This is a genomic window from Nocardia colli (assembly GCF_008704205.1).
In the GTDB taxonomy this organism is placed as follows: domain Bacteria; phylum Actinomycetota; class Actinomycetes; order Mycobacteriales; family Mycobacteriaceae; genus Nocardia; species Nocardia colli.
On the sequence record NZ_VXLC01000014.1, the window covers coordinates 494,285 to 514,624 of the forward strand.

Here is a 20,340-nt window from a genome sequence, read left to right on the forward strand (position 1 = left end):
TCAGCCTTTCACCGCCCCGCCGAGGCCGGAGACGAGCTTGCGTTGCACGAGCACGAACAGCACGAGCGCCGGAATGGTCATCAAGGTCGAGGCCGCCATCACCGCGCCCCAGTCGGTGTCCTCCGGCTTGAAGAACACCAGGATCGCCTGCGGCAGTGTCTGATTCTCGGTCTTGGAGATGATGAACGTCTTGGCGAACAGGAAGTCGTTCCACGCGTGGATGAACGACAGCACACTGACCGACACCAGTCCGGGCGCGACCAGCGGGAGCAGGATCTGCCAGGCGAACCGAAGCCGGCTCGCCCCATCGAGTTTCGCCGCCTCCTCCAGCTCGAACGGCACCGCCGCGACGAACCCGCGCAGCAACCAGATCGCCAGCGGCAGGCTGAACACCAGATCCACCAGCATGATCGAGCCGAGTTCGTTGAGCCCCAGCGCCGGAACGGTGCCGCCGATCGAACGCATCAGGAAGAACAGCGGAATGGTCAGCGCCTCGACCGGAACCATCTGCGCCACCAGGATCATCACCAGCAGCACGGTCCGGCCGCGGAACCGGAAGCGGGTCAGCGCCACCGCGGACAGGAACGACAGCAGCAGCGAAAACAGCACCACCACAACGGCGATCAGCAAGCTGTTGAGGAAGAACCGCCCGAAGCCGTTCATGGACAGCACCCGGGTGAAACTGTCCAGGCTCGGTGCCAGCGTCCACGGTTTCGGATCGGCCGACTGGATCTCACCCGGCGGTTTGATCGCCGAGAGCACCATCCAGTAGAGCGGGAACGCGACGAACCCGGCGATCACCACGGTAATCACCTCGGCGACCAGGCGGCCGGGCTTGCGCGGTGCGCGAAGCAAGGGTTTCACTGCCATGGCGTGCTCCTGCGCTGGGACCGGACGTAGAGGCCGGTGATCGACAACAGCAACAGCGTCATCAGGACTCCGATCGCTGAGCCGAGCCCGTATTCCTGCCCGGCGAAAGCCTTTTGGTAGGCGTAGACGTTGAGCACCAGGTTGCGCCCGGCGACCCCGCCGCCATTGGTCATGACGTAGATCTGGGTGAATACCTTGAAGTCCCAGATGATCGACTGGATCGTCGCGATCAGCAGCAACGGCCGCAGCATCGGCAGGATCACCGAGCGGGCCGATCGCCAGGTCGACGCGCCGTCGAGTGCCGCGGCCTCCAGCACCTCTTCCGGGATCGCCTTGATACCCGCGTACATGGTCACCATGACGAACGGAAACGAACACCAGATCACCTCGGCGGCAACCAATCCGAACGCGCTCAGCGTGCCGAAGGTCCACGAGTGCCCGTCCATCGAACGGAACCCGAGACCGGACAGCGCCTCGTTGACGATGCCGAAGTCGGCGTCGAACAGGAACAGCCAGACGTAGGACCCGGCCATGGCCGGCGTCGCCCACGCGCCGAGCGCGGCGAGGAACAGTAGCATCCGCGGTACCGCGCGGACCCGCGTCGCGAGCACCGCCAGCGCGGTGCCGACCACGAGCCCGCCGATCACGCAGACCCCGCCGAACACGAAGGTGTTGGCCAGCACGATCCAGAATTGGCTGTCCGAGAGCAGTTCCCGGTAGTTGCCCAGGCCGATGAACTCCAGCGGCGCCGCGCCGGTGGCCTGCGCCTGGCCGTAGTCGAAGAACGAGATCAGCACGATCTGATAGATCGGATAGATCAGTACGGCCGCCAGCAGGATCCCCGCCGGGGCGAGATAGAGCCATGCGGTGACGGTGTCCCGGCGGAGGCGACGCGGTTTCGACGGCGTGCGCGGGCCCGGGGTGGGTACGGTCAGTTCCTGAATTGCCATGTGCGCCTACCTGAATGCCTTGTTCATCGCGGCGGCCGCCGCGTTCAACGCTGCCGACGGTTCCTTGGCGCCGGTGGCGATCTGCTGCACCGCGGTCGGCAGCAGGTTCTGGCTGTCGATCTTCGACCAGGCCGGGGTGCTCGGCACGAACTTCGTGCCGGCCCTGAGCGATTCGACGAACGGAGCCAGGAACGGGTCGTTCGCGGCGAGCTTGTGCTGCACCCCGGACAGCGTCGGCAGATTGCCCATCGCCGCGTACATCTTCTCCTGATACTTTGCGCCGCCGAGCAATTCGACGAAGTCGACGGCCAGGCCGCGCCGCATGCTGGCGCGGAAGACACCCAGCAGGTTGCCGCCTGCGAAAGCCGGGGCGACCGAGCCGGGCGCGGTGCCGGGCAGCGGGAGCACCGCGTACTTGTCCTTGGACGCGCCCTGATCCATCGCCTTGCGGCTGAAGTCGCCGCCGATCGTCATCGCCGCCTTGCCGCCGGCGAAGGCCTGCACGCTCTGCGTTCCGGTGAAGTCGGCGCATTGCGCGGGCGGGCAGATGTCGTCGTGGATCAGCTCCGCGTAGCGGGTGATCCCCTCCTTGGCCTTGTCCGAGTTGATCGTGGCGTTCCACATCGTGCCGTCGTTCTCGGCGAGCTCGCCGCCGTGCGCCCACAGGTACGGCAGCATCGCGTAGGTGTACTTGCCGCCGACCGAAATTCCGTACAGCTCAGGCTTTTTCGCGCGGATACGACGGGCGGTCTCGGTCACCTCGGCGAGCGTGGCCGGCGGGCGCAGGCCGAGTTCGGCGAAGATGTCGGTGCGGTAGTACAGCGCGCGGATGCCCGTGTACCAGGGCAGCCCGTAGACCTTGCCGCCGGATTTCGCGGTTTCCAGGACCGACGGGTCGAGGTCCTTGCCCTCCGGCCAGGCCGCGAGATCGGCGCCGAGGTCGGCGAAGGCGCCGGTGACGGCGTAACCGGCGAGGTCGGTGTTGCCGAACTCGGCGAGGTCGGGGGCACTGGCCGGATCGTTGAACGCGCCGGCGAACTTCTCCGCGCGTGCGGCGACCGGCACCCACTGCACGTCGACCTCGACGTTCGGCCTGGTCGCCTTGAACTCCGCGATCGCCTCGTTGATCACCGCTTCCTTGGGTGCGCGGTTCGCCTCGTCGAACAGCCAGACGCGGACGGTGCCGGTTTTCTCGTCGCCGCCCGAGCCGGCCGGACCGGACTGGACCGGCGCGCAGCCGGCGAGCAGGAACAGTGCGGCTCCGAGTGTGAGTGCGCGTCGTACGGCCCCGCCTGGCCGGAATTCACGGTGCAGCATCAAGATTTTCGATCCATTCAATCGCACGTTGCATATAGTGCAACGTGTATTGCGTTGCGTGCCACAATGTTTAGCACCAAGCGGGGGTCACATTCAATAGGCAGATGTGATGCGCGTCGCAGCGGGTGCGGTCCGGTCATGGCGGGTCGGCGAAAGGTCTCGTCTGGTATGCGCGCTTGGGGTTATCGTCGGAACGGGGGAGACGTCGGTTCGGCAGTCCGCGCCGCGCACGAGTAGGAGGCCGGACACTGCTGACCGTGATCGGTGCACCGTTCAACTCCGCCGGAATCGCCGGCGGAGTGGGGAACGCGCCTGCGCGGTTGCGAGAGGCGGGGCTGGTCAACGTATTACGCGGGCGGCGTGCTGATGTGCGCGATGTCGGGGATGTCGATGTCGGGTCGCCGGTGGCTTCGCGGGACCCGGCGAGTGGGCTGTTGGCGCAGCAGTCGCTCACTGCCACAACGGATTCCGTTTACATGGCGGTTGTCGCGAGTATCGCGGCGGGGGAGTTCCCGCTCGTGCTGGGCGGGGACTGTCCGGTCCTGCTCGGCGCGCTGCGCGGTGCGCAAGACGTGCTCGGTGATGTCGCGCTGGTGTTCGTGGACGGGCATGAGGACGGGTGGCCGCCGGACCGCAGCACCACCGGCGAAGCGGCGGACTGCGAACTCGGTCTGGCCTTGTCCGGTGGCGACGGACTGCCTGCCGAGTTGGCCGACCGGTTGCCCGTTCTCGATCCCACGCGGGTCGTTGCCCTGGGTCCGCGCGACGCTGCCGAATTGCGGGCCGCGGGTGTCGCGTCGCTCGGGTCGACCATCGCGTTGCTGACCGATCGCGAGTTGCGGGGGAAGGCCGCCGTTCCCACCGAGATCGCCGTCGGCCGGTTTCGCCGCCGCGGTTTCGCCTGGTGGTTGCACGTCGATCTGGATGTGCTGTCGACCGATGCGCTACCGGCCGTCGACTATCCGCAACCGGGTGGCCTGGACTGGGCGGACCTCGCGGCGATCACCGCCGCGACCATCCAACCCGGTTGTGTCGGAATGACTTTGACGATCTACAACCCCGATCTGGATGCCGACGCCCGGCACGCCCGGCGGATCGTCGACTACCTCGCCGACGCATTGGTCCCGGCCTGATTCGCCGAATTCGGTAACGGATCGGGCACGATGGCCGATCATTCGCATGTGCGCGTTTACTGCCGACCGATCCTTGGCGGGTTGGCAGCTCTGCTACTCGTGATCATGGCCCTGTTCCTGATGCCCGAGAACGAACCGCCGATGCCCGCGACCGATCAGCAAGTGCGGACGCTGCCGTTCATCTCCACGCCGCCGACCTCGGCCGAGAACGAAATGCCTTCCCGCACAATCGATAAGACCGCACCCGGCCGCGAATAGTAGCTACCCTATCGCCGGGTGGACACGGTCCGCGCCGATCCGGTCGATGCGCTCGCGCCCCCACATCCCGAGCGGTTCGAGCGCCTGGTTGAGCGCGACACCCGATGCGGTGAGCCGATATTCGACGCGCGGCGGTACCTCGCGATAGACCTCCCTAACCACGATCCCGTCCTCCTCCAGCTCCCGCAGCTGCTGGATCAGCATCTTCTCCGAGACGCCCGGCAGGCCGCGGCGCAGTTCACCGGTCCGGCGGACGCCGTGCGTTTCCAGCTCCCAGAGGATCAGCGCCTTCCACTTGCCGCCGACCACGTCCATCGCCGCGTCGATGCCGCAGAAGTATGGTCCGGATCTCTTTTCGCCCATCGTCCGACCTCGCTACCTGTTCACACACCCATTGGTAAGTACCCGACCAAATAGTAGGTACTTGTCGGCATCGCCGGCAAAGAGCAACCTTGGTTTCAGCGCGCTGACCACCCCGTTCACTGACTTACCAAGGAGTTGACCCCGCAATGGCGGAAACCACGAACACCCCCGTGACGGTCCTCGGGCTCGGCGCGATGGGCCAGGCGCTGGCCGCGACGCTGCTGAAGGGCGGGCGCCCGACGACGGTGTGGAATCGCACCTCCGGCAAGGACTTCGACCTCGTCACCGCAGGTGCGGTCGGTGCCACGTCGGTCGCCGATGCGGTCCAGGCCGGCGGCCCGATCATCGTCGTCCTGTTCGACCACGCCTCGGTGCACGAGACCCTCGACCCGGTGGCCGGCGACCTGTCCGGCAGGCAGGTCATCAACCTGACCAGCACCGCCCCCGGCGAGGCCCGCGAACTCGCGGCCTGGGCGGCCGGGCACGGCATCGACTACCTGGACGGCGGCATCATGGCCGTCCCGCCGATGATCGGGCAGCCCGGCGCGTCCATCCTCTACAGCGGCTCCCGCACGGTCTACGACGAGCATCGCGAGACTCTCGAATTGCTCGCCGCCGCAGAGTATTTCGGCGATGACGCCGGACTGGCCTCGACCTACGATTTCGCGTTGCTCGCCAACATGTATAGCATGTTCGCCGGCTTCATGCACGGTGCGGCCATGATGCGCTCGGTCGGCGTCTCGGCCAGCGCGTTCGCCGAACGTGCCACGGCGTGGGTGAGTGCGATGGCTCAGATGCTCCCCGCGTACGGCCAGATCATCGACGGGGGCGACTACACCCAGCCCATCCAATCCCTCGCGTTCCACAAGGCCGCCCTCGACGCGATCAACCGTGCTACCCGTGACGCAGGGGTCACCGTCGACTTCGTCGCACCGATCAAGAACTTGATCGATCGTCAGGTCGCCGATGGTCACGGTGCCCAGGAGTTCGCTCGAACCATCGAGGAACTGGTCTGAACTGCCACCGGCTCGCGCCGTTGCCGCACAACGGTTTCCGGCGCGAGCGGGGGTGGGGGCCTTCGCCGAAGCGCGGCGGCCGGGCATCGTGCGCTGGTGGGCCGCCTCGTTCGTGCTGACCTTCGCGGTGGGTATCGCCACCGCGATTCCGTTCTTTCTGCTGGTCCGCGACTTCACGGTCGACAAAGCGGCGGACGGTCGAAGCGCGGCTTAGCGGGCTCGGTTGGTGTGGTGGCCAGAAGTTTGCTACAGCGCGGGATTTGCTGGTATGAGGGGAAGTGGTTTCGGCTTGTCGACCGCTTTAGTAGACGCTGTCGCTGGCGAATACGGCGGGGGCGCAAGGGTGGTCCCGTCCGCGAGGTGAGGCGGGTGGGTTTCGCGTCGACCACGGGATTCCTCGGATAGCAACCGACACGCTAACTATTATTCGGGCCGATTGACTCGGTTATCGCGCCGCGGTGCTCTAGATTCTGCTCGTGCTTCCGAGTTCGAACGACCTGACTTCCACAGTGCTGATCCTGGGCGCCGGCCCGGCGGGCCTCGTGCTGGCCAATATCCTGCAGGCCGGAGGGATCGACTCGACGGTGCTGGAGCGCCGCAGCCGCGAGCAGGTGCAGCAGCGGGCCCGGGCCGGGTTCCTCGCGCCGGACAGCGTCGCGATTCTGCGTGCGCACGGTCTCGCCGCCGGGCTGGACGCTCGCGGCCATACCCACGGTCGGTGCGAATTCCGTAGTCCCGCAGGCTGTGTCGATCTGCGCTACAGCGAGCTCGGCAGCGGCCGGGTGCACACGGTGTACCCCCAGCAGGCGTTGGTCACCGATCTGATCGAGGAATACCTGCGCCGCGGTGGCACGCTGCGGTTCGGCACTACGGTCGAGCGGATCGACGACATCCACACCGACCGGCCCGCCGTCGCGGCCCGCGACGAGAACGGCCGCGAACTCCGGCTCACCGGCCGCTACCTGGCCGGATGCGACGGCGCGCGCGGGGTCGCGCGGACCGCGGTGCCGGCCCGAGTCGCGTCCCGCGAACACGGCATCACCTGGCTCGCACTGCTGGCGCAGGCGCCGCCGGCCGGTGCGTCGGTCATCTACGGCGTGCACGCGGACGGGTTCGCCGGGCACATGCCGCGCACCGCCGACGTGACCCGCTACTACCTGCAATGCGATCCGGCCACCGATCCCGAGCAATGGAGCGAGCAGCAGATCTGGACCGAGCTGACCCGTCGGCTCAACGCACCCCTGGTCGCCGGGCCGTTCATCGAACGCGGGCTGGTGCGGCTGCGTTCGCAGATCCTGGACACGCTCCAATCCGGCCGGTTGTTCCTGGTCGGGGACGCCGCCACCTCGATCAGCCCGTCCGCGGCCAAGGGCGCCAACCTGGCCATCGTCGGCGCGCAACTGCTCGCCGAGGCCTTCATCGACGCCGTGCGGAACGCTGATGAGACTGCGCTGCAACGGTATTCGGACCGGCACCGGCCGCGCATCCGGCGCGCCCAGGACTTCTCGCGCTGGATGATCGACCTGCTCCATCCACCCGTCGGCGACGAATCGGAACGCGCCCATCGGCGCGAACTACAACGGGCGCGGCTGCACAATCTCGCCAGTTCGCGGGCCCATCAAGATGTTTTCGCAGATAACTATGTCGGCATCTGAATCCCTTCAGGAGGGCGCGTGACCCGTGCAGTGATCGTCTCTACCACCCCGTCCGGGTTGATCACAGCAGATCTAGAGCAACTGGATGCGGTCTTATCGTTCCTACGCCGGCACGACACCGCGAGCATGCTGACGGCGATGCTGCCCGAGCTGTCGGCCGGCGAGCGCGCCGCGCTCGCCACCCGCTGCCGGTTATCGCATGCTGCATTGCTGCTGAGCCCGCGCGATCTCACCGAACTCGCGGAGGTCCTCGCCGAGCGCGGGCTCCTGGCCGGACCGGCCACGCCCAGTACGGTGGTCCGCGGCCGGCTGGCCGCCCGCTACGGCAGGCCCGCGGCCCGGCTGGACGTGCGGATCGTGCATGCCCCCGTGCTCGCCGCCGACGAATCACCCTGCACCGTAGAGATTTTCGCGTTGCTGCCGGTACCGGGCAGTCCGATCGACGAGATCGTCGCCGCCGAACGCGCCGCCGGTCACGAACAGCATGTCGCCCTGGCCGTCGACTCGACCGACGAGGTCGTCCTCACCGGGCTGCGCGCCATGCTCACCGGCAGCGGCGGACTGCACAGCGACGGTGGCGGATACAACGAGCACGAGAACGTGACCGTCCTCTACTTCCGCAGCAATTCACCCGGCCCGTACCAGCGGTTGGAACTGCGCTGTACCGGCGCGCACCCGCGACTATTGACCAATCACCTGACCGCTTCCCAGGACGCCCCGACCCGACTGTTGCGACTACTTACCGGGGCCTGGGCCACTCAGGCCCTGGCCGTCACCGCCACCCTCGGCGTGGCCGACCTGCTCGCCGCGCGCCCGGGATATCCGGTCGCTGAGCTCGCTCGCGACAGCCACACCGACCCCGACGCGTTGCATCGGCTGCTGCGGTACCTGCGCGAACTCGGCATCGTGGCGCCCGTGGGCACCGGATACGCACTCACCGAACTCGGGGCGCTGCTGCCGCGAACGGCGCCACAGTCGCTGCACCCCTTGGCTCAGCTCTATGGTGGCGACTTCTATCAGTCGTTCGGCCAGTTCGAGCGGTCCATGCGCAGCGGGCGACCGGCCTTCGACACCCACTTCGGGCAACATCACTTCGAGTACTTCGCCGCGGCGCCGGAACGTGCACAACTCTTCGACGCGGCCATGGCGGCCAGTGCGTCGATCTTCGGTCGAATCGACGAGCTGATCGACCTCACGGCGGCGCACATCATCATCGATGTGGCCGGCGGAAACGGCGCGTTGCTCGCGGGACTGCTGCGGGCCGCGCCGCACGCGCGCGGGGTGTTGTTCGAGCGGGCCTGCACCCTGGAGACGGCGCGACCCGCGCTGGATCGAGCCGGTTGCCTGGCTCGAACCACATTGGCGGCAGGCGATTTCACCCAGGAGGTGCCCGGCGGCGGTGATCTCTACTTCCTGTCCCGAGTGCTGCACGACTGGGACGACGCCGACTGCGGGGCTATTCTTCGGCGCTGTGCTGCGGCCATGCCGGAGCATGCGAGCTTATATGTGATCGAACGTCTACTGCCGGAGGATGATTCGCCGTCGCTGGCGCCGGCTTGGGATGTGCACATGTTGTGCAATGTGGGTGGGCGGGAACGCAGTTTGAGCGAGTTTCGTGCGTTGTTCGATGCGGCCGGGCTCCAGCTTTGCGAAACCCAGCCGTTGGCAATGGATTTCGCACTACTGCGGGCTATGCGTTGATGTCGTCTTCGGTTCTATGAGCCGCGGAGGTGGTGCGTCGGGTGATCGCGGTGCGTAGCACTGATATCGCACCGCGCACCACCAGCCCTGCGGCTACCACCGGCGCGAACATCAACCAGGGTGAGCGTCGGTGGTAGTCGCAGTAGAACCGCAGTGCGCTGCGGTGGTGGCTGCGAATCTTGCGGAACGGGGCAGAGCGCATGCTGCCGCCTTCGCGGTGGCGGATCTCGACGTTCGGGTCGAGGACTACGCGCCAGCCGGCACGGTGCATGTCGAGTGCGGCTTTGGTCTCCTCGAAGTAGAGGAAGTATCGGATGTCGAAGCCGCCGATCGAGTCGAATGCGTTGCGGCGGAACAACATGCAGCAGCCGGAGATCCAGTCGACGTCGCTTGTCGTGGTGACAGATTTGCCGAAATATCGGCGGGTTGCGGGGTTGGCCGGCCAGATCCCGCCGAGAAGGGCGTGCGCGATGCCGACGCCGAGCGAAGGGAACCGGCGACCGGTTGGGTAGGGGGTTCCGTCGAGACGGGCCACCTGCGGGCCGATCATGCCGATTCGGTCGTCGGTCATCGCTGTCTCGACCAGTGCGGCGATAGATCCCGGCGCGAGCCGGGTGTCGGGGTTGGCGACCAAGATCCATTCCGCGTCGGTAGCCACGGCTCCCTGGTTGATGGCGGCGGCAAGGCCCACGTTCTTGTTGTTGCGGATCACCCGTCCGCCGAATTCCTCGACAATCTCGACGCTCCGATCAGCGGAAACATTGTCGACACCGACCACATCGAGCGCGAACGGTGCCACCGCCGCCGGCAGCGATTCCAGGAAGGGCGGCAGATCCTCCGCACTCTGATACGTCACGAGAATGAGCCCTACGGTCGTGTCATCGCGGCGAGACATGCGCGCGAACCTATCAGGCGAGCCGCGCGACCCTTCCACACCATCCCCACCGGCCGAACCCTCCACAAAACACGTGGTCAACCCGCGATTTGGTCCACGCCGCCAGATCCTATAATCTTGCTGAGCACCACCGGTCCGGGTGGCGGAATGGCAGACGCGCTAGCTTGAGGTGCTAGTGCCCTTTAACGGGCGTGGGGGTTCAAGTCCCCCTCCGGACACACGTGTTAACCACCGGGATACCGGCACTGACGACAGCAAGCTGTTGGCGGTGCCGGTATTTTATTTCTACGTGCAGGGCTTCGTAGAGTGCGACTTGATCTTCAGGTGCGCCAGCTGACAGCACCGCTCTGATGTCGCCGAGCGAGTCGATGAGCTTGTCGAGTTCGCTGACGGTCATCTGTCTGATGGTGGGGATCGTGTCCAATTCGGCTTGGGCTATTGCTCTTTCGGCTTGCGCTTGGTTCATCGGTTCGATGAGTGCTTGGACGTCGACGCCGGCTTCGATGGCCGTTTGATAGCGCCGGAGTTTCGTCTCGGCGGCGGTGAGTCTTTGGCGAACGAGTTGGCGTTGGAGTTCGCCGTCGGTGTCGGCCTGGGCGGCGATCAAGGTTGCGATGGTCTCGGCGCGGTGGCGTCGATCGAAGACGGTGGCGATCCAGTTATTTACCGGCACGATGAGGCGCGACTCGGCGAGGTTCACCGTTTTAGGGTGGCTCTCGAGTGCAGGACTGCTGGGGGCGAGAGTGCTTGCCCTGCACCGGTACCAGACGGAGTTGTCCTTGATTCCGCCTTCCATCTTCCGATCGCAGTCCCCGCACCGGATTCGGCTGCGGAATCGATACAGTTGGCGGCCGGTAACCCTGGTGCGTTCGAGCTTGGCGCGTCGCTGGAGGCCACCGCCTCCGCGTGCCCGGCGTGCGAGTTGGACTTGGGTGTAGGTCTCGACGCTGATGATCGCGGGATGGGCGGGCTTGCGCGAACGGATCACGCGGTCGTTGCTCGACCTGCGGAACCGGACGACCTTGCCCGCCGCCACGTCGTCGCGGTCGAGCAGTTCTTCGTGCTTGGTCCAGCGGCCGAAGAAGGCATACCCCGTGTAGCGCGGGTTCTCCAGGATCGCGCGCACTGTGCTGGCCTGCCAGCCATCGTCCGATCGATGGCGGTTCTGGCGAGGAGTATGCGCTGACGGACACAGAACGCCGTCGCGGTTCAACCCGACGGCGATGGCACGATCGCCTCTGCCCGTCATGTACTCGGCGAAGATCCGTCGCACGATCCGAGCCGCGAACTCGTCGATGGCGAGAATTCGAAGCTTGAGCCCTTGGGCTGCTCGTCCTGGGTTGGGATGAGGCGGACCGTCGATCACGACATACCCGTACGGTGCCCTGCCGCCTTGGTGCCGTCCTTCGTTGGCGACCTGGGCGTCCATGGCAGCTCGTGTGCGCTTCTGAACGTGCTGGCGCTCGGACTCGCTCATCCCGCCGAGCATGCTCATCAGCATGTTGTGCGACGGATTCTGCGGGTCGTACCGCCCACCCAGCTCAGGGATCCAGAGATCGACACCGTAGGACTCGAGCCGTGGCGCGATCATGCTGAACTGCGCACCAAACCAGCACCGTGTGCCTTCGCCCACGACAATGCCGGACCAGCCGCGGTTCGGGTTGCGTAGCGCGGCGAGAAGCCGGGCAGCTTCGGTGCGGCGATCCCATGGGACAGAACGGGATTGGCCGATGTCGAAGTAGGACTCGACGATCGTCCCGACGGTGAATCGTTCGGCGTTGTTGTATTGCCAGGCGTAGCTGCTCTCGGGATCCTGGTTGTCCTCGGTGGAGCAGCGTCCGTAGAACGCGAGCTGCTGGCTTACATCGGACTCCGGGCTCGCAACTTCGATGCCGAGCAGTTCATCGAGTACTGCCCATTCGTCGGTGCCACTCGACATAGGTTCCTCCTTGGCAGGCTGCTGGTTTTGAGCGAGAGTGCTGCTAGTTGAGCCTTGAGTTCATGATCGGGGTCGGGGATCGCTACCGATCACCTACGACGACGGCGACGCACTGAAGAGGCATCGCGGGCCGACTCAGGGTCTAGCTGCGAGGGGGCCGCACAATCAGTCGAGGTTATCCGACGTCGATCGGCTGGTCGAGAACCGGCTTTCGATGACGGCTCGACGTTCTCAACCGCACGTGTTGGTGGTCGTGAGGGGCGTCGGGAATCTGTCGATCGTTGGCGGACAACGGGTTTGGAAGCGTCCTTGGAAGGACGATAGCGCGGCGTATCGGCGTCAGGGGGCATCTTCGGCGCGTCGGGTCCGACAGCTCCTGCCGGATCATGGTGTCTATCCGCATGATGCAGGATGAGTCGCAGGAGCGCCCTGGCTGCCGTCGAGTCCAGCGCAGGCGGGTCATCTGGACAGGCGACATCGACCTTATGAGGCGGCCGGCCTCGATTAGGACTGTCACGGTCGGGGCGATCGCGACGCGTCATACCGAGTCCCGGCAGAGGATGGACTGGTGTGCACAGAATCGGCGGTCGTAGACACTGCGATGTGCTTGAGTGTTCGCTGACTGGAGGCGGTGGGTTTCGCGCAAGGGCATAGTGGACAGCTCCTCGCCGCCCGCCTGATTCTCCCCTCACCATGAAACCTGATCTTCAGCATTCGCGCCACATCGGAACGTGGACACGGTGGCGTCGCCATGGGCCTTTGACGTAGCTCAGTGGTTCTCGCGATACTCGCGCAGGCATGGACCTCAGCTTTCGGTCCGCCAGCACACGGCCCCAAGGCGAGTCGGCCGAGAAGGCGAGCTCCAAGCCCTGAGTCAGCCCCTAGCTGCCTCCATCTCGACCGGCGCCGTTCCGGCGAGCGCTAGCAATCCCACATTTGGCAGGTCGTGAATGCCGTGCAGATCTGTGGCAGGTGCGCTGTGAGCTACCGGCACGGTATGTGCCTCATGCGAATACCCGGAAGAAAAACGTCATGCGAACCTCGCCATACGCGCCAGCGCTGCGAACGGAAGTAGGGAGGCCAGATTCTCATCCGGCCTCCCGAATGACCTGGGTGCGGAAGTTGAAACCTCCGCAGGGACACCTCGTACCGGCGTGGGGCCGGCCCCAGGAGTTGCTTGGTAAGCGTGCGGTCGATCGGCCCAGATGTCAAGGTAGGTATATGACGTCTGTAGTGGTCTGGGCTGGTGTGGATTCGCGCGGGCCCGCGTCGCTTTACGTCGCGACAGACAGTCGACTGAGCTGGATTCCCGGCACATCGAGATGGGACCAAGGCCGCAAGGCATTTGCGTGCATCAAAGAACCGTTCGTATTCGCTTACTGGGGGGACGTGCTGTTCCCGGCACTCGCGCTGCCCTTGATACAAGAACAGGTTGATCGTGGGATGGTCTCGACCTCCCCCGGACTCCGCGCGCATCAGACTATCGAGCACGCAATCCGTAGCCTGTGGTCTGACTATCCGAACAGTCAGCGTCGGGATCTGGGCATTGTGATCGGCAGTCGATCTGGTGAGGGGATGCTAGCGCGACTGCTGCTATCAGTACTGACTTATTCGAGGAGCGCTGACGACTGGCGGCTCGACGAGGTTCCAATGCCTCGTCGCTCCGCATCGCTTCGCATAGCAGGTAGCGGATCCGGAGAAATCCGCAAGGCGCAACAACTCTGGGCGATTAGCCACGCGCGAGGTACGAGCCGAGCCGTGTTCAGCGCTTTTTGTGAATCTCTTGCGGGTGGCGTCGATGACGGGTCGGGAGGTGCCCCGCAGCTTGTCGGGATCCACCGGGTAGACCCAGCGAAAACTTTCGGTGTGATGTACAAAGGTCGGCGGTATGTGGCAGGCCGATCGATAACCGAGCACGAGGTTACTTCCATGTCAGAGGTATGTTGGTTCAACGAATTGTTTGAGATTGCGGACCCCATCAGGAAGAAGCGTAAGGCTGGAAGCCAGGTCCACTTGCCGCGGTAGAGGCGTCGGCGGCCCGATCCTCCGGATTAGGCACTGCCAGAGATGTTAAACGCCCAGTGAGATCCGGGAGATCACGTCCCACTCATACGAATGTGGATGACGTTTGAGAGAAACCATAATCGCTTCCGTGATCGCCACATCTACTCCGTATGCAGTGGCACCCATCTTCTCAACCATTGCAGCAGCTGCAGCAGGCAGGTCCTCGAACGCTGGATAGGCGACTGTCACATGAGGATTCGATGCGGAGTCTTTGACTGGAGCATCAGGAAAGACGGATCGTGTTGCTGTCCGCAGCCCGTCGCGGAGGGTGTGCACCCTCTCCTGCGGCGAAGCGATAAACCCAATAGCCCCATGAAGATCGGTGAGGTGGTCCATCCTCAGCGTGAACGGCGACTGACGTCGGCAAGCGTGGCCGGCCGCCGAAGCGATCGAACCGAGTTGACTGCTTGATAACTCACCGTCGTACGCGATCCGATCCAATGTGAGATGCAGCCCCTCGGCAGCGGTCAAGTCGAAGTGTGCGGTGTTTATCGACTGTTGGCAGTCTTTAACTTGAGCGTGGAATTCCGATGCGTGCTCAAAAGTGAGAAACCAGTAGTAGCCCAGGGGGCCGATTCGGCCTTCGCGGCGGCGGAGTTGAGAGTTATCCATGTTCGAGGCCCGAGCTGTTCATGCTCACCATCATGTCCCGGATTGTCTGAAGTTGGGCGGTTGGACCCCATCGTGCAGCAGCATCACGCACAAACTCCGAGCCTCGACGTCGAACTTGCGTCATGAGCGTACCTCGGGCGGTGTCGAGGGCGTCGAGCATGATGTGCGCTGCCGAGTCCAAATCGCCCTCCGGCGAGACGACATGTGAACGTGCCAGGTCGATCAGGACCAGCGAGCGTCCCCATGGCGAGTTCGAGTCATTCATCTCTGGAAGTGCTTGCCGCACATACTCTTCGACGCGTTCTGGCATCCCTAAGGAGAGGTAGGCGGTGGCGGCATTGCCGGCTACCTGGGCTGCGCTGTAGCTGTCCAGCGAGATGCTGGAGGGCACTCCGGCCGGCGCGCTGTTTCGGGACAGCATCATGTTCGCTCCGTCGACCGCCCGATGGACGCCTTCGGTATCGCCCAACTGCCCTTTGGCCCGTGCGACACCGTTGATGGCTAGGCGCACGTTTTGCGGTCCGGCCCCTGCATAGGTCAGACCGTCCTCGGCGTAGAGGAGCGCCTGATCAAACTGCCCGGCATAGTATTCGCAGAAGCTCTGTATGCCGCGCGCCCATGCCATGAGGTTGCCGCACTGGGCGTGATTGCCGAGGTGGAATGACTCGAGGCAATAGGCTCGCGCGGTTGAGAAGTTGCCGGTTCCCACGGCAATGTAGCCCAGCAGTCCGGACGTTTCGCTCGCAGTCTCGAATAGCTGACGGCGCTGTTCTGGATGTCCGCACTCGTCCATGAGTTCGGAGAGCCAATCGCGCTGCTTCTTTAATGCTGGAACGAGTGCCGCTGGATCATTCGTCTCGTAGTGAGCGATGCTCAGGAGGGTGCTCGATTGCAGCTGCTGAACAACCTCCGGGTTGATCGATCGACTCAGCCTTTGGACGCGAGCCAGTACTGCGAGAACTTCTTCAGTGACCCCCACGTCAGAGGGCGGCGTATCCACGTGAACATCACTTGGTTGCGCAGCAGTTGTCCCTGATGGCAGCGGTGACCGGTGTCGTCCCCGCCAGACCGCTTCGCCTTCTGCCACGATTTGCTCGAAGCGGGCTCGGTCATCGGGTGTGGCTCGCTGCTGGTAGGTCGTGTCCAGGATTGCTTGGGTGGTTGAGCGTGGCGTGACTGAACTCAGTCCGGCACGCCAATTGTTGATCGTGGTGGTTTCGACACCCAACACAGCTGCGAACTCGCGTATCGAGTGGCGCATCGCTTCTTGCAAGGCGGCCGCCTCAAAGCCTGTCCACTGTTGCGCTCGTACCATCGCCTACACCTAATTTCTAGGGTCTGACCTGGGCAAATACCTACGCTACGCCCACACTACCCCAACGGTGTGCGGTTACGGCCGTAACCGCACGTAGGCGAAAGTCAAAGGCGGTACCCGGTACCGAGTCGACGTCGTAATCCTCTGCGGCGCACCGGACTTCAGTGAGCTGAGGCTGGTGGCGAGAGCCCGCGGTGCCGGGTACCGCCTGGAACTATCCGTTCGGCCGAAATGGAGCCCGCGGTGACGATCATTACTTCGCCTGATCTGGTCGTCGAGCAAGCTCGGCGCGACGTCATGGTCGCTGAAGCGGCCCCGAACCAACGGTCGTTGCCTGATTGGCATCGGCTTTCGGCGGCCTTTCGCGGCGAAATCGGTTGGTCGCCTGGCGACCACCTCATCACTCGGTGGGCAAGCGACTTCGCGAATCTGCATCGCGAGCGGCGCGTCAATCCGAAGCGTGCAGTCGAAATCGACTGCCGCCGAACGCAGATCATCCATCTAATCGACGACTGGACTGAGAAATATGTAGACACAGGAAGAGGCAAAGGCTCACCGCGACGGTCAGTCGGGGCGGCCGTTGACGCGATGGCAGCGGCATACATCGCCGCCGAGTGCTGCCTGATGGCCGCCGAGAACGCTTCTGATGACACGGTTCACGCGGCATGGGTGCGCGTCGCCGGACTGGCGTGCAGTTGGAACGACCTGGTTGCGCAGAACCCCGGACCATGGCGTCCCAGCCGTCAGGAGTAGCGATGGCGTTTGCAATGCTGGTTGGCCTAGCTGTCTTCATGGGCGGAATCCTGTTGGCAGGAAGCCTATTTGGGCTCGCCTGGGCCGTCCTGGACCTGCTGGATCGGGGGCGGCGAAAGGTCAGGGTCTCCGATATTCAAGATCGGCTCTCGCATGAGAAGCCGATCCGGCCATTGTCGGTCGAACAGGCGCTGGCCGAGGAGCCGCAGCACCAGGAATGCAACGCCGCTCGATGCCACAAGAAGCGCGCGATCAACCGAACCCTTGCCGCCCAGCGACGACAGAAAGTCGTTGGACGAGTGGATTCGGCTGTCTGCGAACCACATACCGATGTATCACCGATTGAAAGGTACCCAGAATGGCCGATCAGAAGTGGACAGTGACGCCACCGCGTGGCGGCCGAAGGCTGCCGATCCTCACAGCGGCACAGCAAGAACTCCTTCGGCCCGAGCTCCGAGACGTGATCGAGTACCGCAAATCCGGTCTGAGCGTGAACCACGTCGTTGGTTGCCCGCTCGACTGTGGCTACTGCATCCGGCATGTGTTCGACAATTTCGAGATGAAGGTGCCCCGTGCGTTGATGACGGACGCGGAGGCGGCCACGATGCTTTTCGAGCTTCGCTACTTCCAGCCACACGTCACGCCGATCCAGCTGTTCAACCGGGCGACTGATCCGATGCTGCATACGGTCAAGCCGCATACGTTCGAGATGCTGCGACTACTCGATGAGCGAGGGCTGACCAATCATGTCCTCGTCATCACCCGGTGGCGCGTCGACCCAAAGGATTGCGCAGTCCTCAACAGCTTCAACAACATTCGGCTCACCGTGCTCCTCACACACTCCGGTATCGATGACGATCGGATCGAGCCGGTGAACTCGAACATAGCTGCCGCCTCGTTACGCACGGCCTTCGCCCACGCCAAGCGCTACCGGGTCATCTTGTACTGGCGGCCGATCGTGCCGGTGCTCAACGACTCCGACGAACACCTCCGGCGAGCGTTCGAACTGAGCTACCACGCGCACGCAACGGTGTTCACGGGCCTGTTCTACAAGAACCAGATCCGCGACTACTACCAGGCGCAGGGGCTGCCCGAGCCATACCTGGAGGATGCACGGCGGAAGGTCTTCCCCGAAGATCTCGAAAAGCGAATCCTCACCGCGGCAACCGACCACGGGATCGGCTCACCGCTGTTCCGTAAGACCAGCTGTGCGGTCACCTACGCCCACGGTGTGGCCGACTACAACGGCCATTACGGTATTCGCGAACTGTGCGACATCTGTCCGGCCGCACAGATCAACCGCTGCGCCACTGCTTGGCAGCGCCCCGAAACCGAGCGGGCTGCCGAGCTCGCCGCAACGCTGGGCGGCAACCTGGTCGAGATCAACGACCGCGCGATCGTCGTCGCCGGCCTGACCGAGCAGCCGCGCTACCTGATGCAACACAGCCTGGGATACCAGGTGCACGACGTGACCAAACCGCACCACCGCAACCGTCATGGCCGCGCAGACCTGGGCTGGCCCACGATCAAGGAGACGTTGTGAACGCGATCCCGAACACGCTGCGCGGCAAGGACATCGCAGTGGTAGATGTCGAAGGAAATGGTCAGACGCCACCGGAGATCATCGAGATCGCCATCCTGACCGTCTCCGGCGAGACGGTCGACATCGGCGATATGCGGGCGTGGCTGATCAAGCCACAGCAACCGATTACCCAGATCGTCACTCGAAAAGTGCACGGCATCAAGAACTCTGACGTCGAGTCGTGTCCGGGATGGGTCGAGATCGCGCCCGACATCGATGCCGCGTTGGCCGGGCGAACCCTCGTCGCGCACAACGCTGGAGTCGAACAACGAGTACTCGCCTCGCACTTGCCCGACTGGAGTCCGCCGATGGTCTTGGACACCTTGCGCCTGGCGAAGGCGGTGTGGCGTGATCTGCCCAGCTACAGCTTGGACAAACTCCTCGAACACGCGGGACTGGACATGTCTGCGGTTGCCGAGCAGGGCTACCACCGTGGGGGATATGACGCGTGGGCTGCGTGGCGACTGCTGTGCAGGCTCGTCGAGGACAGTGGGTTGGATTGGACGGGGCTGGTGAGCGCAGCGGCGCCGAAGGAGTTCGTTCCCAAGGCCGAGCCGGAAGGCGGCCTGTGGTGAGCGAATCGCGTCCCGAGGTCGTACGTCCGGTCACGATCGCCCTGACCGGTACGCATTCGACTGGCAAGACGACGTGGATCAAGCGTCTGGCAAACGAGCTGCGCCGCAACAGGATCGAGGTCGCCAAGGTCGCAGACCTCGGCTTGCAGGCGCAACAGAATGGGCTGCCGATCCTGTCTGACCACACTTGGGCTTCGACGCTGTGGATCATCGCCCGTGGCATCAGCAATGAGATCGAAGCATGGCCCAAAGCTGATGTCGTCTTGATCGACCGCGGTGTGCCCGATGCGCTCGCCTATTACGAGGCCGCACTGGAATACCGCGGCCAGCCGGCCGACCCGCACCGCGTCGAACAGCTTGAAGACCTGGTTACTGGCCACAGTTTCAACTATGACTTGACCCTGCGAACCGTCCTCGACCCTTGCCTTCCGCTGGGTATCTGCAAGCCGCGGGATACCGATATCGAGTTCCGTGCACTCGCTGACCGGCATGTGGAGAAGGTGCTCAACCGGTTGGACATCGAGCACGACACGCTCCCGGCGGATGGGCACGAGCGCGTCCTCGTAGAAACGGTGGCATTCATCAAAGGACGGCTGACCAACGCGGATCAGGACTGAGAGCGGAGATCGCAGGACTATGACAGAACAGACCGACATAGTGCCGGACCTCCCGCTGACCGAGCGGTTTCCGTGGCCGTCCAGCGACGAATTGCTCGACGCGATGAAAGGGGTTGTGTCCGAGTCTCATCCCGCTGCGACGATCCTGCGAGCAGCGTGGCTATTGGCCGTCGGCGAGGGTCGGTGACGATGCGGGCGCGCGCGGCGAGTTGGGTGATGTCGTGTTCGGCGTCCAGGCCGTCAGGGATTCCGGCGGCCCAGGGGAGTGGTCCGTGTCCGGTGGAGTGGCGCCGGTGGGGTCCAGATGCCAGTCCAGGACGGCGGCAGCATCGTCGGCGGTGTCGAGTTCGCGTGCGTTTATCGCGGTGCGTAACTGGGTGATCGGGTCGTGTCCTGAGAGCGCGATAGCCGCCAGGTATTGGGCGTAGGACGGGGCAGGTTGGGCAGTCGGTGAGGTGCGCGAGCATCGCCTCGGTGTCAATCCGCACCTCGATACTATGGCGCGAATTCTCGAACGGATCAAATCCGTCCGTAGAGCCGCGAACCCCGACCCTGTTTCGCAAAATTCGCAATTATCGAAGGTGATCCGATCGTGCGTTGATGACTACCAATTGAGGGCACTAGCTATCGGATTGCAACGAGTTCTGACTACTAGCGAAAGCCGTCTAGCAGGATTTGGATGATCACATCATCCGAATGTTCAAAGCATCTGAAGGTAAGGTTTG

The 20,340-nt window shown here is 64.3% G+C and carries 19 protein-coding genes, 1 tRNA gene and 1 pseudogene; 12 read left to right on the forward strand and 9 right to left on the reverse strand.

The genetic code is table 11. From position 1 onward, the window contains the following. The 3 genes from F3087_RS26690 to F3087_RS26700 are packed head-to-tail and all read right to left on the reverse strand — an operon-like array spanning position 1 to position 3,137. Positions 1–870, reverse strand: a complete 870-nt coding sequence (locus tag F3087_RS26690) for a carbohydrate ABC transporter permease (RefSeq protein ID WP_150404755.1) — start codon at positions 868–870, stop codon at positions 1–3. Further along, the gene (locus F3087_RS26695; protein WP_150404756.1) at positions 861–1,820 is read right to left on the reverse strand and encodes a carbohydrate ABC transporter permease; all 960 of its coding nucleotides are present in this window, start codon (positions 1,818–1,820) and stop codon (positions 861–863) included. Before F3087_RS26695 ends, F3087_RS26690 begins: the two co-directional genes overlap by 10 nt. A gap of 6 nt (positions 1,821–1,826) precedes the next feature. Continuing rightward, positions 1,827–3,137 carry an extracellular solute-binding protein gene (locus F3087_RS26700; protein ID WP_150404757.1) on the reverse strand — a complete coding sequence of 437 codons (1,311 nt, stop codon included), beginning with the start codon at positions 3,135–3,137 and terminating at the stop codon, positions 1,827–1,829. 257 nt (positions 3,138–3,394) lie between these two features. Here F3087_RS26700 and F3087_RS26705 point away from each other — a divergent pair, with 257 nt between their 5' ends. Together F3087_RS26705 and F3087_RS46080 are read left to right on the forward strand one after the other, a co-directional pair. Next, positions 3,395–4,270 (forward strand): arginase family protein, encoded by an 876-nt coding sequence (locus F3087_RS26705; protein ID WP_191094145.1) that lies wholly within the window; start codon positions 3,395–3,397, stop codon positions 4,268–4,270. An 81-nt stretch (positions 4,271–4,351) separates the two neighbouring features. Beyond that, the gene (locus tag F3087_RS46080) at positions 4,352–4,528 is read left to right on the forward strand and encodes a hypothetical protein (protein WP_191094146.1); all 177 of its coding nucleotides are present in this window, start codon (positions 4,352–4,354) and stop codon (positions 4,526–4,528) included. Positions 4,529–4,531: 3 nt separating this feature from the next. Here the strand turns inward: F3087_RS46080 and F3087_RS26710 are convergent, their stop codons facing one another. Next, positions 4,532–4,891: a winged helix-turn-helix transcriptional regulator gene (locus tag F3087_RS26710; RefSeq protein ID WP_150404759.1), complete on the reverse strand. Its 360-nt coding sequence runs from the start codon at positions 4,889–4,891 to the stop codon at positions 4,532–4,534. A gap of 146 nt (positions 4,892–5,037) precedes the next feature. Between F3087_RS26710 and F3087_RS26715 the strand changes: the two genes are divergently transcribed. The 4 genes and pseudogenes from F3087_RS26715 to F3087_RS26730 all read left to right on the forward strand — a co-directional run bounded on the left by F3087_RS26715 (position 5,038) and on the right by F3087_RS26730 (position 9,263). Continuing rightward, entirely contained in the window at positions 5,038–5,907 is an 870-nt protein-coding gene (locus tag F3087_RS26715; protein ID WP_150404760.1) for an NAD(P)-dependent oxidoreductase, read from the forward strand. A 58-nt stretch (positions 5,908–5,965) separates the two neighbouring features. Next, positions 5,966–6,121 (forward strand): annotated as a pseudogene (locus F3087_RS26720) (DUF2834 domain-containing protein); the annotation flags it as partial. A gap of 262 nt (positions 6,122–6,383) precedes the next feature. Then, positions 6,384–7,562, forward strand: coding sequence for a 4-hydroxybenzoate 3-monooxygenase (locus F3087_RS26725; protein WP_223885355.1), 1,179 nt, complete (start codon positions 6,384–6,386; stop codon positions 7,560–7,562). 18 nt (positions 7,563–7,580) lie between these two features. Continuing rightward, the gene (locus tag F3087_RS26730) at positions 7,581–9,263 is read left to right on the forward strand and encodes a methyltransferase (RefSeq protein ID WP_150404761.1); all 1,683 of its coding nucleotides are present in this window, start codon (positions 7,581–7,583) and stop codon (positions 9,261–9,263) included. On the opposite strand, the gene F3087_RS26735 is transcribed toward F3087_RS26730, so the two are convergent. Further along, the gene (locus tag F3087_RS26735; protein ID WP_150404762.1) at positions 9,253–10,158 is read right to left on the reverse strand and encodes a glycosyltransferase family 2 protein; all 906 of its coding nucleotides are present in this window, start codon (positions 10,156–10,158) and stop codon (positions 9,253–9,255) included. The genes F3087_RS26730 and F3087_RS26735 overlap by 11 nt on opposite strands. A gap of 133 nt (positions 10,159–10,291) precedes the next feature. On the opposite strand from F3087_RS26735, the gene F3087_RS26740 reads away from it, so the two are divergent. Beyond that, positions 10,292–10,376 (forward strand) — tRNA-Leu (locus F3087_RS26740). Here F3087_RS26740 and F3087_RS26745 read toward each other — a convergent pair. The 3 genes from F3087_RS26745 to F3087_RS26755 all read right to left on the reverse strand — a co-directional run bounded on the left by F3087_RS26745 (position 10,358) and on the right by F3087_RS26755 (position 16,088). Next, a complete protein-coding gene (locus F3087_RS26745) occupies positions 10,358–12,097 on the reverse strand; it encodes a recombinase family protein (RefSeq protein WP_150404763.1) in 1,740 nt (579 codons plus the stop codon). The genes F3087_RS26740 and F3087_RS26745 overlap by 19 nt on opposite strands. Before the next feature lie 2,070 nt (positions 12,098–14,167). After that, positions 14,168–14,773, reverse strand: coding sequence for a 2'-5' RNA ligase family protein (locus F3087_RS26750; protein WP_150404764.1), 606 nt, complete (start codon positions 14,771–14,773; stop codon positions 14,168–14,170). After that, positions 14,766–16,088 carry a hypothetical protein gene (locus F3087_RS26755; RefSeq protein ID WP_150404765.1) on the reverse strand — a complete coding sequence of 441 codons (1,323 nt, stop codon included), beginning with the start codon at positions 16,086–16,088 and terminating at the stop codon, positions 14,766–14,768. The genes F3087_RS26750 and F3087_RS26755 overlap by 8 nt, the downstream gene beginning before the upstream one ends. A 243-nt stretch (positions 16,089–16,331) precedes the next feature. Here F3087_RS26755 and F3087_RS26760 point away from each other — a divergent pair, with 243 nt between their 5' ends. The 5 genes from F3087_RS26760 to F3087_RS26780 all read left to right on the forward strand — a co-directional run bounded on the left by F3087_RS26760 (position 16,332) and on the right by F3087_RS26780 (position 19,615). Beyond that, positions 16,332–16,841 carry a DUF4254 domain-containing protein gene (locus F3087_RS26760; RefSeq protein ID WP_150404766.1) on the forward strand — a complete coding sequence of 170 codons (510 nt, stop codon included), beginning with the start codon at positions 16,332–16,334 and terminating at the stop codon, positions 16,839–16,841. A gap of 2 nt (positions 16,842–16,843) precedes the next feature. Further along, positions 16,844–17,224 carry a hypothetical protein gene (locus F3087_RS26765; protein ID WP_150404767.1) on the forward strand — a complete coding sequence of 127 codons (381 nt, stop codon included), beginning with the start codon at positions 16,844–16,846 and terminating at the stop codon, positions 17,222–17,224. A 176-nt stretch (positions 17,225–17,400) separates the two neighbouring features. Beyond that, positions 17,401–18,384 carry a radical SAM protein gene (locus F3087_RS26770; protein WP_223885356.1) on the forward strand — a complete coding sequence of 328 codons (984 nt, stop codon included), beginning with the start codon at positions 17,401–17,403 and terminating at the stop codon, positions 18,382–18,384. Then, positions 18,381–18,998, forward strand: a complete 618-nt coding sequence (locus F3087_RS26775; protein ID WP_191094147.1) for a 3'-5' exonuclease — start codon at positions 18,381–18,383, stop codon at positions 18,996–18,998. The genes F3087_RS26770 and F3087_RS26775 overlap by 4 nt, the downstream gene beginning before the upstream one ends. Continuing rightward, positions 18,995–19,615 (forward strand): AAA family ATPase, encoded by a 621-nt coding sequence (locus F3087_RS26780; protein ID WP_191094148.1) that lies wholly within the window; start codon positions 18,995–18,997, stop codon positions 19,613–19,615. Before F3087_RS26775 ends, F3087_RS26780 begins: the two co-directional genes overlap by 4 nt. 160 nt (positions 19,616–19,775) lie before the next feature. Here F3087_RS26780 and F3087_RS26785 read toward each other — a convergent pair whose 3' ends face one another. Then, complete coding sequence (locus F3087_RS26785) at positions 19,776–20,096, reverse strand: hypothetical protein (RefSeq protein ID WP_150404770.1); 321 nt, start codon at positions 20,094–20,096, stop codon at positions 19,776–19,778. Positions 20,097–20,340: the final 244 nt, after the last annotated feature.

Bases quoted from the DNA above. Each gene is read 5' to 3' on its own strand.
- F3087_RS26690 (WP_150404755.1), bottom strand. From the start codon at position 870: ATGGCAGTGAAACCCTTGCTTCGCGCACCGCGCAAGCCCGGCCGCCTG.
- F3087_RS26695 (WP_150404756.1), bottom strand. From the start codon at position 1,820: ATGGCAATTCAGGAACTGACCGTACCCACCCCGGGCCCGCGCACGCCG.
- F3087_RS26700 (WP_150404757.1), bottom strand. From the start codon at position 3,137: ATGCTGCACCGTGAATTCCGGCCAGGCGGGGCCGTACGACGCGCACTC.
- F3087_RS26710 (WP_150404759.1), bottom strand. From the start codon at position 4,891: ATGGGCGAAAAGAGATCCGGACCATACTTCTGCGGCATCGACGCGGCG.
- F3087_RS26715 (WP_150404760.1), top strand. From the start codon at position 5,038: ATGGCGGAAACCACGAACACCCCCGTGACGGTCCTCGGGCTCGGCGCG.
- F3087_RS26735 (WP_150404762.1), bottom strand. From the start codon at position 10,158: ATGTCTCGCCGCGATGACACGACCGTAGGGCTCATTCTCGTGACGTAT.
- F3087_RS26745 (WP_150404763.1), bottom strand. From the start codon at position 12,097: ATGTCGAGTGGCACCGACGAATGGGCAGTACTCGATGAACTGCTCGGC.
- F3087_RS26750 (WP_150404764.1), bottom strand. From the start codon at position 14,773: ATGGATAACTCTCAACTCCGCCGCCGCGAAGGCCGAATCGGCCCCCTG.
- F3087_RS26755 (WP_150404765.1), bottom strand. From the start codon at position 16,088: ATGGTACGAGCGCAACAGTGGACAGGCTTTGAGGCGGCCGCCTTGCAA.
- F3087_RS26765 (WP_150404767.1), top strand. From the start codon at position 16,844: ATGGCGTTTGCAATGCTGGTTGGCCTAGCTGTCTTCATGGGCGGAATC.
- F3087_RS26770 (WP_223885356.1), top strand. From the start codon at position 17,401: ATGAAGGTGCCCCGTGCGTTGATGACGGACGCGGAGGCGGCCACGATG.